Genomic DNA, 14,425 nt, shown 5'->3' with positions numbered 1-14,425 from the left:
GGTGGTTTGGAATTTGAAGGGTCTGAAAAAATAGTATATTTTGCAATATTGGCTAAAGCGCTACTGTATAAATAGGATGTAATTCATAAAATCTCTATAAGCCCTAATCCGTTACTGAAAAGGGAGTCCTAAAATTTGCGGAGTAATGCCATTATATCTTATATTTGCAAACTTTAAAAAAGGATTTACTAAAAACAAATAACAGGAGGTTGTTATTTGTAAACATACATAACATGAAATCGCCAAGATTCAAATGAAAAAAAGCATAAAGAATGGCGAATACCTCCCGTCCCGATAATTATCGGGAGCTATCGGGATCATTAAAAAATCAAATATTATCTTCACATGAAAGCAGGAATCGTAGGGTTACCAAATGTTGGAAAATCAACATTGTTCAATTGTTTATCGAATGCAAAAGCGCAAAGTGCTAACTTTCCTTTTTGTACCATCGAACCTAATATAGGTGTTGTAAGCGTTCCAGATTCAAGAATGGAAAAACTGGAAGAATTAGTAAAACCAGAACGCGTGCAAATGGCAACTGTTGATATCGTAGATATTGCAGGGTTGGTAAAAGGAGCCAGTAAGGGAGAAGGTTTAGGAAATCAATTTCTTGGAAATATTAGAGAGTGTAATGCTATTATTCACGTTTTGCGTTGTTTTGACAATGACAATATTGTACACGTTGATGGAAATGTAAACCCAATTCGTGATAAAGAAACGATTGATATTGAATTGCAATTGAAAGATCTTGAAAACGTAGAAAAGCGTTTAGAAAAAGTAAATCGCGCTGCCAAAACAGGTAATAAAGAAGCACAAACAGAAAAAGCACTTTTAGACAGAATCAGAGAAACACTTTTGCAGGCAAAATCAGCTAGAATTGTTATCCCTGAAAATAACGATGAGGAAGTATTGTTAGAAAGTTTTCAGTTGATTACTGCAAAACCAGTATTGTACGTTTGTAATGTCGATGAAAATTCAGCAGTTACAGGAAATAAATACGTGGATCAAGTTCGCGAATTGGTAAAAGATGAAGATGCTGAGGTAATTGTACTTTCTGTAGGTGCCGAAGCTGATATTACAGAATTGGAAAGCTACGAAGAGCGTCAAGTTTTTCTTGAGGATATGGGGTTAAAAGAGCCTGGAGCATCTGTATTGATTCGTGCGGCTTACAAATTATTGAAACAACAAACTTATTTTACGGCTGGTGTCAAAGAAGTTCGCGCTTGGACAATTAACATAGGATCAACTGCACCGCAAGCTGCTGGAGTTATCCACACCGATTTTGAAAAAGGATTCATCCGCGCCGAAGTGATTGCTTATGAAGATTTCGTTCACTACGGATCGGAAGCTAAGTGTAAAGAGGCTGGGAAATTCAAAGTAGAAGGAAAAGAATATATCGTAAAAGATGGAGACGTAATGCATTTTAGATTTAATGTGTAGATTTTTGGACAAAAGGTAATAAAGCAAAAAGCAATAGAAAGAAACCTGCAAGAGTCATTTTGCAGGTTTTTTTATTTGGACCGCCTTTTTTTAAAGTTGGGACAGAAAATTTGATTAAAATTATTTATATTTGTTAAAATTATTTCTAATAAGTTTAGAATAAAATATTAAAATCCAATAAGATGAGTACACTAGAAATCAACTTGTACAATAAATTAAAAGCTAAAATTGGAGAAGCAGAAGCCAAGGAATTAATTGAGTTTATTGATTTTAGAAGTGAAGAGAAGCGAGTTAATTCCGATAAAATTTTAGCAACTAAACAGGATATTAGCGAAGTGAGATTAGAAATAAAAGAAGCTAAAACAGATATGATAAAATGGTTTTTTGCTTTTTTTATCACATTAGTTTTAATGATTTTGGGTCTTTATGCTACTGTTTTGTTAAAGTAATTAAAAAGTTTAACAAAAGCATTTTGTTGAATATGTAGCTATGGTATTTACCATATTTAATATGTTATTTTTAAAGGTGAGAAAATAGAAAGAAATCTGCAAGAGTCATTTTGCAGGTTTTTTTTATGTTTTTTTAAGTTAAGAACGTTTTTTCAATATATGTTTTGATTTTTATTACTTTTAAAACAAAAAAATAAAATCATGAAAATCATCGCCTTTGCAGGAAGTCCCAGTAAAAACTCCATTAATAAAAAATTAGCGACTTACGCTTCTAGCTTATTTGAAAATACAGAAGTTGAGGTGTTAGATTTGAATGATTTTCAAATGCCGCTATTTAGTGTAGATATTGAAGCTGAAATTGGTCAGCATCCTTTGGCAAATGCTTTTCTTGAAAAAATTGCAACTGCTGATCTTTTAGTAGTTTCGCTTGCCGAAAATAATGGGAATTACAGTGCTGCTTTCAAAAACACAGTGGATTGGTGTTCTAGAATAAATGGAAAAATTTTTCAGGAAAAACCAATGTTATTGATGGCTACTTCCCCAGGAGCTAGAGGTGGCGCAAGTGTTCTGGAGATAGCCAAAAATAATTTCCCGCGTTTTGCGACCGAAATTAAAGCTGTTTTTTCATTGCCAAGTTTCAATGATAATTTTGATGTTGAATTGAATGTTATTTCAAATCCAGAATTGGATAGTCAATTGAAAGAGATTGTTAAGGGGTTTTAAAAACTCAATTGCAATAGCAATATCAATTTCAATGGCAGTTCAAAAAATCTAAAATCTAAAATCTGCTCCCGATAATTATCGGGACTAAAATCTAAAATTACACCTGTCAATATCATTCTTAATAACTTTGCTGTTTTCCTCTTTTTAATTTTATCGATTTGCACTACATTAGCACACTCGAGGTCTTTGCGAAAAGCGAAAGACCGAACAGAACGCAGTTAAATTCGATAAAATCCCAAAATGTCAGATCAAAATCAATATACCGAAGATAATATCCGTTCTCTCGACTGGAAAGAACACATCCGTATGCGTCCCGGAATGTACATTGGGAAACTTGGAGATGGGTCTTCGCCAGATGATGGTATTTATATTTTATTAAAAGAAGTTCTCGATAACTGTATCGATGAATTTGTCATGGGTGCCGGTAAGAACATTGAGGTAACTATTAAAGATAAAACCGTTACCGTTCGTGATTATGGCCGTGGAATTCCATTGGGAAAGGTAATTGATGTCGTTTCCAAAATGAACACTGGGGGTAAATACGATTCCTTGGCGTTTAAGAAATCTGTTGGTTTGAATGGAGTCGGGACAAAAGCGGTGAATGCTTTGTCTCATTATTTTCGTGTGGAATCCGTTCGTGATGACAAACAAAAAGCAGCGGAGTTTTCGGGTGGAAATCTGGTTCTTGAAGAAGACGTTATTGAAACCACGAAGCGAAAAGGTACCAAAGTGTCTTTTATTCCAGATGAGACGATCTTTAAGAATTATAAATTCAGGTTTGAGTATGTCATCAAAATGCTCAAGAACTATTGTTATTTGAACAATGGACTGACAATTATTTTTAATGGCGAAAAATATTATTCGGAAAACGGATTAAAAGATTTATTAGAAGAAACCATACACGCTGATGACTTAGAGTATCCTATTATTCACCTCAAAGGAGATGATATTGAGATGGCTTTAACGCATAGCAAAACCCAATATAGCGAAGAATACCACTCTTTTGTTAATGGTCAAAACACCACGCAAGGAGGAACGCATCTCGCGGCGTATCGTGAAGCGATTGTAAAAACGATAAGAGAGTTTTACAACAAAAGCTTTGAAGCTTCGGATGTGCGTAAATCGGTAGTGAGTGCGATAAGCATCAAAGTAATGGAACCCGTTTTTGAGTCGCAGACCAAAACCAAATTGGGATCGACAGATATGGGTTCTGAACCTGGAATGCCTTCGGTTCGTACGTTTGTAAATGATTTTGTGAAAACAAAATTAGACAATTATTTACACAAGAATCCAACTACAGCCGATGCCTTGTTGCGAAAAATTCTTCAAGCTGAACGCGAGCGTAAAGAATTATCGGGAATTAGAAAACTCGCCACAGATCGTGCGAAGAAAGCCAATCTTCACAATAAAAAATTAAGGGATTGTCGTGCGCATCTTCCTGATACCAAAAATCCAAAGAGCTTAGAAAGTACTTTGTTTATTACCGAGGGGGATTCGGCTTCTGGGTCGATTACCAAATCTCGTGATGTAAACACCCAAGCGGTTTTTAGTTTGCGTGGTAAGCCTTTGAACTCCTACGGAATGAGCAAAAAAATTGTGTATGAAAACGAAGAATTCAATTTACTGCAAGCCGCTCTGGATATCGAGGACGGATTAGAAAAATTACGTTATAATAATATCGTAATCGCAACCGATGCCGATGTCGATGGAATGCACATTCGTTTGCTGTTGATTACTTTTTTCTTGCAGTTTTTCCCGGAATTAATCAAAGAAGGACATTTGTACATTTTACAAACACCGCTTTTTAGAGTTCGAAACAAGAAAGAAACTATTTATTGTTATTCAGAAGAAGAACGGAGAGACGCTATAGAAAAATTAAAACCCAAACCAGAGATCACTCGATTTAAGGGATTAGGAGAGATTTCACCAGATGAGTTCAAGAATTTCATTGGAGAAACCATTCGCTTGGATCCTATCATGATGGATAAAAACACTTCGATCGAACAGTTATTGTCGTTTTATATGGGTAAAAACACTCCAGACCGACAAGAATTTATCATCAAGAATTTGAAGGTGGAATTGGATGTTATAGAGAATGTTTAGAACCATTTAAATTCAAAATAAAATCTTAGTCTATGAGGAAAATAATTTTTTTGATTACTATTTTAATTTTGGTTTCTTGTAAAAAAGAAAATACAAAGAATCAAATAGAAGCTGAAGGTGTTCCGATTGTAAAATCAGTAAGCAAAGTAATTAACAGGAGAGATTTTCCTTTGAAGAATTTTTCAAAAATTGAATTAGTTTCTTACTATGACAGAATTCGTTGGGATACATTAAAATATAAAGGGAAACAGCCATTTCGAAAAGAATTAGTAGATAATTTTAAATTGACTTTTGATAGTACAATGATACAGGAGAGAGTTATTTTAAATAAAAGTCAAGAGAGGGAACTTCTAAATTTAATGATTTCTGATACATGTGTTCCTGAAGAGATGTCCTCTGCGTGTTATGATCCAAGACATATGATTTTGTTTAGAGATGATAAAAACAGAATTATTGGTTATAATGAGTTTTGTATAAACTGTATTGGTTCTAGAAGTTCAACTAATTTGGATGGATTCCAAAAATACTGTTATTCAGATATGAGTGATTTATTTAGAAAATTTGGAATTAAACTTTTTGTTGAATATGAAGATGGGGGAAAAGAATATGAATTTTTACGAAAAAAAGGTTATTTAAATTATAAAATTAAATAAAGATATATTGTCAGAAAATCTTCAAAATAAAGCTTTATTTTCTCAAGTAGTCGAACTATTGCAAAATGCTCGACAACAGGTTTTGCGTACCGTAAATTCAACAATGGTTTATACCTATTTTGAAATAGGAAGAATGATTGTAGAAGAAGAACAAAACGGAAAAGATAGAGCCGAATATGGAAAACAACTATTAAAAGGGCTTTCTGAACAGTTGATCAATGAGTTTGGGAAAGGATTTTCTGTGGATAATTTACAGAATATGAGAAAATTGTATTTAACGTATTCAATTTCCGAGACAGTGTCTAGTTTTTCTAAAGAAGTGAATCAAAAATACGAGACAGTGTCTAGTATTTTCAAAAATGAAAGTATAAAAGAGATGTCTAAACCCACTTTGAATTTTATATTGACATGGTCTCATTATATTTTCTTGATGAGCATAGAGGAAGTAAAAGAAAGAAAATTCTATGAAATAGAAGCAATTAAATACAGATGGAGTTTAAGAGAATTAAAACGCCAATACAATTCTGCGCTTTATACACGATTAGCTTTGAGTCGAGATACAGCCGGAATTTTGAAACTTTCTGAGAAAGGTCAGATTATAGAGAAGCCAAAAGACATTATCAAAGATCCCTATATTTTGGAGTTTTTAGGATTGCCTGAATTGCATCGGTATTCTGAATCCGAACTGGAAGAAGAAATTATCAATAAATTAGAGCATTTTTTATTAGAATTAGGTCACGGTTTTACTTTTGTAGCCAGACAAAACAGAATTACTTTTGATGATAAACATTTTCGAATCGATTTGGTTTTCTACAATCGAATATTAAAATGTTTTGTTCTAATTGATTTAAAAATAGGAGAATTAAAACACCAAGATTTGGGACAAATGCAAATGTATGTCAATTATTACGACAGAGAAATGCGTTTGGAAGATGAAAACAAAACCATAGGAATTGTGCTTTGCCAAAACAAAAGTGATTTGGTTGTAGAATACACTTTGCCTGATAATAACGAGCAAATATTTGCCAGTAAATACAAAACAATTCTGCCAAGCAGAGAAGATTTAATACAATTAATTTCGGAATCAAAATAAATGAAAGACGAAGAAGACGATAACCTAATTCCAGCAAACGAAGAAAATAATTCGGAAGATCATTCTAATGATGACAATCAAGAAAACGATTCCGATGAAATTATTGAAGTAGAAGCCAAATCTTTTGAAGGAGGACATTTTTACGAAAATGATGAGGATGAAAATGATACCATTACCAAAGTTACAGGAATGTACAAAGATTGGTTTTTGGATTATGCTTCCTATGTAATTCTGGAGCGTGCCGTTCCTGCTATTGAGGACGGTTTCAAACCGGTGCAACGAAGAATCATGCACTCTTTGAAAGAGTTGGATGATGGTCGTTACAATAAAGTTGCCAATGTAGTTGGGCACACCATGCAGTACCACCCGCACGGGGATCAGAGTATTGGGGATGCTATGGTACAAATTGGGCAGAAAGAATTATTGATAGATTGCCAGGGAAACTGGGGGAATATTCTAACTGGTGACGGTGCCGCGGCTTCTCGTTATATCGAAGCGCGTTTGTCTAAATTCGCTTTGGAAGTTTTGTATTCTCCAAAAATTACCGATTGGGGCGTTTCCTATGATGGACGTCGTGCCGAACCGAATAACTTACCCGTAAAATTCCCGTTATTGCTGGCTTCAGGGGCAGAGGGTATTGCAGTAGGTCTTTCGACCAAAGTATTGCCTCATAATTTTAATGAGCTGATTGATTCATCCATTAAAATTTTGAAAGGAAAACCATTTACCTTATATCCCGATTTCTTGACGCAAGGTATTGCCGATGTGTCCAATTATAATGATGGATTGCGAGGAGGACGTGTTCGGGTTCGTGCGAAAATTGGTCAACTCGACAAAAATACGTTGGTCATTACACAAATTCCGTTTTCGACGAATACGACGACTTTGATTGACAGTATTTTGAAGGCCAATGATAAAGGTAAAATCAAAATCAAAAAAATTGAAGACAATACTGCTGCTGAGGTTGAGATATTAATTCATCTTTTTCCAGGGGTTTCTCCGGATAAGACGATCGATGCTTTGTTTGCTTTCACGGCTTGCGAAACTTCGGTGGCGCCATTGGGTTGTGTGATTGAGGATAACAAACCTTTGTTTATCGGGGTTTCGGATATGTTGAAAATTTCAACAAACAGAACCGTTCAGCTTTTGAAAAGCGAACTCGAAATCCAATTGAGCGAACTCGAAGAACAATGGCATTTTCTTTCTTTGGAACGTATTTTTATCGAAAATAAAATCTACCGTGACATTGAAGAGCAAACGAGTAGAGAAGGGGTAATTACCGCCGTTGATGAAGGGTTAAAACCGCATATCAAGCATTTGAAGCGTGCTGTGACCGAAGAAGATATTCTACGTTTATTGGATATTCGAATTATGCGTATTTCGAAATTCGACAGCAACAAAGCGCAGGATAAAATCGAAGCTTTAGAAGGTAGCATTGAACAAGTAAAATATGATTTGGAACACTTAATCGATTTTGCCATTGCATATTTTACCCGATTAAAAGAGAAATACGGAAAAGGGAAAGAGCGCCAAACCGAGTTGCGCATTTTTGATGATATCGAAGCTACAAAAGTGGTTTTAAGAAATACCAAATTATACGTAAATAAAGAAGAAGGTTTCGTTGGGACAAGCTTGAAAAAAGATGAATACGTTACCGATTGTTCTGATATTGATGATGTAATTGTCTTTTTGCGTAATGGAAAAATGATGATTACCAAAGTCGATGCCAAAACCTTTGTTGGAAAAGACATTATTCATATTGCTATTTTTGACAAAAGTGATAAACGCACGATTTACAATATGATTTACCGCGACGGGAAATCGGGGCCATCGTATATTAAACGATTCAATGTTTCGGGGGTAACTCGTGACAAATCGTATGATTTGACCAATGAAACTGCGGGTTCTCAAACCTTGTATTTTTCTTGTAACCCGAATGGGGAGGCTGAGGTAATCACGATCTTACTGCGTCAAGTGGGAAGTGTCAAGAAATTGAAATTCGACATTGATTTTGCTGCTTTGGCAATTAAAGGCCGTGCTTCCAAAGGGAATTTGGTAACCAAATATCCAATCAAGAAAATTGAATTGAAGGAGAAAGGTATTTCAACACTTTTACCAAGAAAGGTTTGGTTTGATGATACCGTACAACGATTGAACGTAGATGCCAGGGGAGAGTTGCTGGGCGAATTTAGACCAAGTGACAAAATTCTTGTGATTTCGCAAGCAGGAAAAATAAAAGTCATTACGCCAGAATTGACTACTCATTTTGATGAAGACATGATTGTTTTAGAAAAATGGGTTCCTAAAAAACCGATTTCGGCAATTTATTTTGATGGAGAAAAAGAGCGCTATTATATCAAACGTTTCTTGGTAGAAACCGAAAATAAAGAGGAAAGCTTTATTACAGAGCATCCTAATTCTAGATTAGAAATTGTAGCAACGGATTATCGTCCCGTAGCCGAATTAGTTTTCACTAAAGTAAAAGGTGTTCAGAAAGAAAGTTTAACCGTAGATATTGAGTCTTTTATTGCTGTAAAAGGGTTTAAAGCGCTCGGTAATCAATTGACAACTGATAAATTGAAACAAGTGAATTTATTGGAACCTTTGCCGTATGAAATTCCAGAAGAAATTATTCCGGAAGAAATAGAAGTACAAGGCGAAACCAATGCTGATGATGTTGACATTCATCTGGATGATGACGGGCAGGTTGTTTTGTTTTAGCATAAAAAAAATACAGTTACCGAAAAGTAACTGTATTTTTTTTTGATTGAATTCTTCCTATTATAATTATTTCTTTTTAGTTTTCATATTTAATATTTCTACCAATAAAGAGAACGAAATAGCAAAGTATAAATAGCCTTTTGGAACAGGAGTCACATGGCTGCCAAAAATAAGGGCGTTTGCTAAATGGGCGCTTTCCGTCAATAGCATAAATCCAATTAAGATTAAAAAGGACAATCCTAAAATTTGAATAGACGGATGCTTGTTGACAAAATTCCCAACAGGAACTGCAAATTGCATCATTATTAAAACCGAGATTACTACAGCCGTAATCATAATAACCAAGGCACCTTCGACACCATTGGTCATACCTACAGCAGTTAAAATACTGTCAAAAGAAAAAACCAAATCAATCATTATAATCTGCAAAAGTACACTCTGAAAAGATTTTGTTGCCGCTTTGCCTAGTTCTTTTTCCTCATGACCTTTTTCATCTACCTTCTCCCGAATTTCATTGGTGCTTTTATAAATCAAGAATAAACCACCTAACAATAAAATAATACTTTGACCGGTAACTCCTGCTTGAAACCAACTCAAATCAATGGTAAACCACGGCTTTTTCATTTGAATTAAAAAATTAATTCCAAACAACAATCCAATTCGCATAAACATCGCTAGAAACATTCCTACTTTGGTTGCTTTCTTACGTTTTTCTGCGGGTAATTTTCCAGTTGCAATAGAGATAAAAATGATGTTGTCAATACCTAAAACAATTTCAAGAAATGTCAATGTTAACAAGGCAATCCATGCATCTGGGTTTAAAAATACTTCCATTTTATTTAGTTGGGGGTTAAAATTATGAGTTTATGTAAGCTACAATTTTTTAATCGGCAATCTTAGTAACCGTTCCTTTTTGTTTCGAATCAACGCCTACCATTCCAAATTCAAAGGTATATGAATTTTTTGTAGTTGTCAAAATTTTCATGTCAATTGCTTTTTCTTCGGCTTTGCTTTTGGGGTGTTTTTTTTGCAAAACATACTCGCAATCGTTTACCCAACGAATAGTAGAAGTGTCTGTTTTACCCTCAAAAGTCTCTATTTCAATACTGTCATTGCGTTCAAATAACGTTGTTTTTTTAACGCCGTCGATTTTATATTCAAATTTAAATTTTCCGGTTTTAAAGTCTATGCAGTTGCGTTCTGCATTATAGCAAGACATTAGTAGTAACACAGGTAATAGTAATATTATTTTTTTCATTTTTTTATTAGTGTTTCATTTTTATTAGGGCCTTATCCAGCTGTTCGTTACAACTCCTCGGTCTATCCCCTTTTTTTCCAATGCCCCAAAAGGAGCTTCCTTTGGTCGCTCTTTTGGGGCAAGAAAAAAAGGGTTTAGCCCTGTGGGGTTTTTACTTCCATCTGGGGCAATGCGATTCGTATATTTATTATTTCAATCTTCTAAATTCTTCTTCCGTAAAATTTTTAATTGCTTTCTCTTGTGCAAATTTATCTACATTATAGCTATTCGATTTGTTTTTAGGAATGGACAAACTATCCCAATCACTATTTTTCAGTTGCTTGGCATAAAAAACAATTTGTCCAATATGATACGGATAATGCGCCAGTTGTCTGTTGATGGCTTCAATAACGGTATGTCCCTCGTTCCGAATATAAATAATCTCCGAAAGTTGCTCAGGTTGCAAACTGTCTAAAGCTCCCAAAAAACAATCCCAACCTTTGTTCCAAAAAGCCAAAACGGCTTCTTTCGATTGTAAATCATTTTCAAATTCAGCATCGCGATTTCTAGTCTCTTTTTCGCCATCGGTGGTCAGAAAATCCGTCCAACGCGACAGCATATTTCCCGAAAGATGTTTTACAATTACGGCAATGCTATTCGTGTCTTCATTTACAGCCACAAAAAGTTGTTCTGGTTCCAGTTGTGCCATCGCTTTTTCTCCTAACATTTTATAGTAGAGAAATTGCTTTTTTACGCTTTCAAGGTAAGAAGTAGTTGCATTCATGATTACTCAATTTTGTTAGTTGAAAATTTGTTTCATTTTTATTACCATCATATTCTGAGGTGTTAAAACGGATTTGTTTAGCTATCTCTAAAACACCTTATAATTTCTGTTTTTCATGTTTATCACTATTGTTTTAATCTTCAAACCATTCAAATAAATATTCATTTTTAAATTCGATATTAAATTTTTCTAAAAATCCTAAATATTCTTCTTTGAACGTTTTTTTCTGATGATGTATTTTTTGATTTTGTATATATCCAATAACACTGTCCAATTGGCTATGACTGTATGAAAAAGCTCCAAAACCATCCTGCCAATTAAATCCTAAAGGACAAAAATGACTTTCTTTTATAAAACTATTGGACGCTTTTTTTATTTCTCTAACCAAATCCGATAAACAGCAAGTAGGTTTCATTCCAATAAAAATATGAATATGATCGGGCATCCCGTTTATTGCAAGTAACTTTTGGTCTTTATTTGTAATTATTCCTGTTATATATTTGTACAATTCTTCTTCCCACGAATGACCAATTAGAGATGTCCGATTTTGAACTGCAAAAACAATTTGAATGTAAATTTGAGAATAGGTATTTGCCATGCTTGTTTATTCTTAAAATTAATCAGATTTATGAAATGTCTTTTATTGATTGATAAACGTTCAACCCCTCTGGGGTTGTTGCAACGTGATTTGTTATTTCTATAAACATATAACCGCTCTGCGGTTAGAAAATTTGAGAGGGATTAAATGTCTTATAGTTATTCCTATAAAAAAAAACATAGCTCCATTGTGTTTATAGAATCCCAAAGGTATTATATGTTTTATCTTGATTTGTTATTTATTCGAATCAAGGGTTGAAAAAAAATGTGGATATCCTTTAGATCTGCGTTGAAAACCCAAAAGTTATAGTATCCCCTTGATTCACATTATTTCTATAAACATATAACCGCAATGTGGTTTGAGAATCCCAGAGGAATTACATGTTTATAGAAAAAAGGATATTACCAGTTTCAACCCCAGCGGGGTTATATGTTTATAGAAAATGAATCATGTTTTTGGTTTTGACCCCAGCGGGGTCGCATATTTTCTAGTGCTTGAATTGTTATGAAACCATTTTCATATCTATAATAACTTAATCGCTCTACGATTGTTTTAGATTTCTTACTCATTGTGATTTCCTCGGTATTCAAAATTATTTTGTCTTTTGGAAAAACTCGCGACAGTGTCGCGAGTTTTGGGAAATCTTTATAGGTCTCTACAAATTGCTTCATTCTCCATATATTTTGAGGAGAAAAACCAACTATATTGGGTTCTGACCGCTGAATAAAAAGGGACAAATCATTTACTACCGATTTCCCCCAAGTTTTCTTTTCTACTTGTTGACTTACATATTCCCCAACATGCCAATAGAGAGTTACCAATTCCTTGTTTACAGCATGGAAAGCATTCTCTTTTGCTTTTGATATGAGAGTCGTTATGTGTGAAAATTGTTCTTGGAGTTCCATCGGTTAAATTTTAAACAGCTACAATATACATAAGATAATTCAAACAATCACTCAATTTTTATATCATATTTATCCAAAAGACCAACGATTCCCTGACTAGAAAATTTAGCTTTTTTCATCGGATTGAATTCGGGGTCTATTTTATAATTGTAGGCTGTAGTAAAATCGGCTCCAGCCAAAATAGTATCGTTAAAAATAGCATTATCCAAATTACAGTTTTCAAAAACTGAATTGGTCAAATTAGTTCCAACAAAAGTTACTTCTTTCATCGAACAGGAATTGAATTTGGTTTTGGGCATTTTCTTATTCGCAAACGAGCAGTAATCCAAAGCACTATCTTGAAATTGCACATTGAATAAAAAATCTTCGCAAGTATGAAATTGAATTCCCAAGAGTTTACAGTTCTTGAAACTCACGGTTTTTAGACTAGTTCCTGTTAATTGAGTCATCGATAAATTGCAATCAATGAATTCACAATCCATAAACGTATTATAGGAGAAATCACTATTGGAGAAATCACAGTTTTTGAAAATGCAGTCTTCAAATTCTCGGTTATTGATTTTCTTGTCAATGTATATGACTTTATCGAATGTTTTTTGAACGTGAATTAGGTTTTCCATTAGTCGTTAAATATCCCTTTCATTATTATTTTCAAACCCAAAAACATCAAATACATAGATGCTAGACAAGCAATGATTCCTATGGCTAAAACCAAATAATGCCAGTCGTTTTTTTGATTCATAAATGCATTATAAATCACCGATGGGCCTATAAACATAAGCGGTAATGCACCCGATAAATATTTGATTCCTTTTGCTAAGAGTTCTTTGTTTGCCATTTTTGTATTTTAAAGTTTCAGGTTTAAAGTTTCAAGATTTACTGAAAACTGGTTTTTATTTTTTGTTATAAAAATCAACTGCTTTTCTCACGCTTCCGTGTGTTTTTAGCAATTCGGAGCCTTCTTCGTAGGTTACAGGGATTTCTCCCATAATCATTTTTACGCCACGATCCACTAGTTTGCTATTGCTCAATTGCATATCGACCATTTTGTTTCCTTTCACTTTTCCAAGCTGAATCATAGTGGAGGTGGTAATCATATTCAGTACCAGTTTTTGCGCCGTTCCGGCTTTCATTCTCGAGCTACCGGTTACAAATTCAGGACCCACAATAACTTCGATTGGAAATTTTGCCGTTTGCGAAAGCGGACTTCCAGCATTGCAGGAAATACTTCCAGTGCTAATATTTTGTGCATTGCAGGCTTGTAAACCTCCAATAACATAAGGTGTAGTTCCAGAGGCTGCAATACCCACAACAACATCATTTTCGTTTACATCAAAAGCTTTTAAATCTTCCCAAGCTTGTGTGGTGTTGTCTTCGGCGTTTTCTACGGCTTTGCGAATGGCGGTGTCTCCACCAGCAATAATACCAACAACCAAATCAAAAGGTACTCCAAAAGTAGGAGGACACTCGGAGGCATCCAAAATCCCCAAACGTCCTGAAGTTCCTGCTCCTATGTAGAATAAGCGTCCGCCCAATTTCATTTTGGCAACGATTTCGGTGACCAATGTTTCTATTTGTTGCAAGGCTTTTTCTACAGCAAGAGGCACCGTTTGGTCTTCCTGATTGATGTTAGAAAGCAATTCTTGAACCGACATTTTTTCTAAATGTTCGTATTTGGAGGATTGTTCGGTGGTTTTGGTGAAAGTCATAGTTTTGAGT

15 protein-coding genes are annotated in these 14,425 nt (G+C 34.5%); 7 read left to right on the top strand and 8 right to left on the bottom strand.

Going from position 1 to position 14,425, the window contains the following annotated elements:
• Window positions 1–345: 345 nt before the first annotated feature.
• The 7 genes from ychF (at window position 346) to FNW52_RS04970 (ending at window position 9,182) form a co-directional block, all read left to right on the top strand.
• The gene (gene ychF, locus FNW52_RS05000) at window positions 346–1,440 is read left to right on the top strand and encodes a redox-regulated ATPase YchF (protein ID WP_143376369.1); all 1,095 of its coding nucleotides are present in this window, start codon (window positions 346–348) and stop codon (window positions 1,438–1,440) included.
• A 182-nt stretch (window positions 1,441–1,622) separates the two neighbouring features.
• Window positions 1,623–1,889 (top strand): hypothetical protein, encoded by a 267-nt coding sequence (locus FNW52_RS21070; RefSeq protein ID WP_143376368.1) that lies wholly within the window; start codon window positions 1,623–1,625, stop codon window positions 1,887–1,889.
• A gap of 201 nt (window positions 1,890–2,090) precedes the next feature.
• Window positions 2,091–2,612 carry an NADPH-dependent FMN reductase gene (locus tag FNW52_RS04990; protein ID WP_143376367.1) on the top strand — a complete coding sequence of 174 codons (522 nt, stop codon included), beginning with the start codon at window positions 2,091–2,093 and terminating at the stop codon, window positions 2,610–2,612.
• A gap of 240 nt (window positions 2,613–2,852) precedes the next feature.
• On the top strand, window positions 2,853–4,715 hold the full coding sequence (locus tag FNW52_RS04985) for a DNA topoisomerase IV subunit B (RefSeq protein ID WP_143376366.1): 1,863 nt from the start codon (window positions 2,853–2,855) through the stop codon (window positions 4,713–4,715).
• 32 nt (window positions 4,716–4,747) lie between these two features.
• A complete protein-coding gene (locus FNW52_RS04980; RefSeq protein ID WP_143376365.1) occupies window positions 4,748–5,368 on the top strand; it encodes a hypothetical protein in 621 nt (206 codons plus the stop codon).
• 7 nt (window positions 5,369–5,375) lie between these two features.
• Window positions 5,376–6,461 carry a YhcG family protein gene (locus tag FNW52_RS04975; protein WP_143376364.1) on the top strand — a complete coding sequence of 362 codons (1,086 nt, stop codon included), beginning with the start codon at window positions 5,376–5,378 and terminating at the stop codon, window positions 6,459–6,461.
• Entirely contained in the window at window positions 6,462–9,182 is a 2,721-nt protein-coding gene (locus FNW52_RS04970) for a DNA gyrase/topoisomerase IV subunit A (RefSeq protein WP_143376363.1), read from the top strand.
• Window positions 9,183–9,248: 66 nt separating this feature from the next.
• Here the strand turns inward: FNW52_RS04970 and FNW52_RS04965 are convergent, their stop codons facing one another.
• From FNW52_RS04965 to murQ, 8 genes are all read right to left on the bottom strand, one after another.
• Window positions 9,249–10,016, bottom strand: coding sequence for a TerC family protein (locus FNW52_RS04965; RefSeq protein WP_143376362.1), 768 nt, complete (start codon window positions 10,014–10,016; stop codon window positions 9,249–9,251).
• Between the two features lie 49 nt (window positions 10,017–10,065).
• The gene (locus tag FNW52_RS04960; protein WP_143376361.1) at window positions 10,066–10,440 is read right to left on the bottom strand and encodes a DNA topoisomerase IV; all 375 of its coding nucleotides are present in this window, start codon (window positions 10,438–10,440) and stop codon (window positions 10,066–10,068) included.
• A 187-nt stretch (window positions 10,441–10,627) separates the two neighbouring features.
• Window positions 10,628–11,203, bottom strand: coding sequence for a DUF1572 domain-containing protein (locus FNW52_RS04955; RefSeq protein ID WP_143376360.1), 576 nt, complete (start codon window positions 11,201–11,203; stop codon window positions 10,628–10,630).
• A 133-nt stretch (window positions 11,204–11,336) separates the two neighbouring features.
• Complete coding sequence (tnpA, locus tag FNW52_RS04950) at window positions 11,337–11,801, bottom strand: IS200/IS605 family transposase (RefSeq protein ID WP_143376359.1); 465 nt, start codon at window positions 11,799–11,801, stop codon at window positions 11,337–11,339.
• A 425-nt stretch (window positions 11,802–12,226) separates the two neighbouring features.
• The gene (locus FNW52_RS04945) at window positions 12,227–12,706 is read right to left on the bottom strand and encodes a DUF1016 N-terminal domain-containing protein (RefSeq protein ID WP_143376358.1); all 480 of its coding nucleotides are present in this window, start codon (window positions 12,704–12,706) and stop codon (window positions 12,227–12,229) included.
• Window positions 12,707–12,753: 47 nt separating this feature from the next.
• On the bottom strand, window positions 12,754–13,326 hold the full coding sequence (locus FNW52_RS04940) for a pentapeptide repeat-containing protein (protein ID WP_143376357.1): 573 nt from the start codon (window positions 13,324–13,326) through the stop codon (window positions 12,754–12,756).
• A complete protein-coding gene (locus tag FNW52_RS04935; protein ID WP_143376356.1) occupies window positions 13,326–13,544 on the bottom strand; it encodes a DUF6095 family protein in 219 nt (72 codons plus the stop codon). The genes FNW52_RS04940 and FNW52_RS04935 overlap by 1 nt, the downstream gene beginning before the upstream one ends.
• Before the next feature lie 55 nt (window positions 13,545–13,599).
• Window positions 13,600–14,415, bottom strand: coding sequence for an N-acetylmuramic acid 6-phosphate etherase (murQ, locus tag FNW52_RS04930; RefSeq protein WP_143376355.1), 816 nt, complete (start codon window positions 14,413–14,415; stop codon window positions 13,600–13,602).
• Window positions 14,416–14,425 lie beyond the last annotated feature (10 nt).

Source organism: Flavobacterium sp. ZT3R18 (assembly GCF_007097385.1).
Lineage (GTDB): Bacteria > Bacteroidota > Bacteroidia > Flavobacteriales > Flavobacteriaceae > Flavobacterium.
This window is presented reverse-complemented; position numbering and strand designations above follow the sequence as displayed.

Excerpts from the sequence above, each read along its gene's own strand:
- FNW52_RS04940 (WP_143376357.1), bottom strand. The coding sequence starts at position 13,326 with ATGGAAAACCTAATTCACGTTCAAAAAACATTCGATAAAGTCATATAC.
- murQ (WP_143376355.1), bottom strand. The coding sequence starts at position 14,415 with ATGACTTTCACCAAAACCACCGAACAATCCTCCAAATACGAACATTTA.
- FNW52_RS04960 (WP_143376361.1), bottom strand. The coding sequence starts at position 10,440 with ATGAAAAAAATAATATTACTATTACCTGTGTTACTACTAATGTCTTGC.
- FNW52_RS04970 (WP_143376363.1), top strand. The coding sequence starts at position 6,462 with ATGAAAGACGAAGAAGACGATAACCTAATTCCAGCAAACGAAGAAAAT.
- FNW52_RS04965 (WP_143376362.1), bottom strand. The coding sequence starts at position 10,016 with ATGGAAGTATTTTTAAACCCAGATGCATGGATTGCCTTGTTAACATTG.
- FNW52_RS04945 (WP_143376358.1), bottom strand. The coding sequence starts at position 12,706 with ATGGAACTCCAAGAACAATTTTCACACATAACGACTCTCATATCAAAA.
- FNW52_RS21070 (WP_143376368.1), top strand. The coding sequence starts at position 1,623 with ATGAGTACACTAGAAATCAACTTGTACAATAAATTAAAAGCTAAAATT.
- FNW52_RS04980 (WP_143376365.1), top strand. The coding sequence starts at position 4,748 with ATGAGGAAAATAATTTTTTTGATTACTATTTTAATTTTGGTTTCTTGT.
- tnpA (WP_143376359.1), bottom strand. The coding sequence starts at position 11,801 with ATGGCAAATACCTATTCTCAAATTTACATTCAAATTGTTTTTGCAGTT.
- ychF (WP_143376369.1), top strand. The coding sequence starts at position 346 with ATGAAAGCAGGAATCGTAGGGTTACCAAATGTTGGAAAATCAACATTG.
- FNW52_RS04985 (WP_143376366.1), top strand. The coding sequence starts at position 2,853 with ATGTCAGATCAAAATCAATATACCGAAGATAATATCCGTTCTCTCGAC.
- FNW52_RS04955 (WP_143376360.1), bottom strand. The coding sequence starts at position 11,203 with ATGAATGCAACTACTTCTTACCTTGAAAGCGTAAAAAAGCAATTTCTC.
- FNW52_RS04935 (WP_143376356.1), bottom strand. The coding sequence starts at position 13,544 with ATGGCAAACAAAGAACTCTTAGCAAAAGGAATCAAATATTTATCGGGT.
- FNW52_RS04990 (WP_143376367.1), top strand. The coding sequence starts at position 2,091 with ATGAAAATCATCGCCTTTGCAGGAAGTCCCAGTAAAAACTCCATTAAT.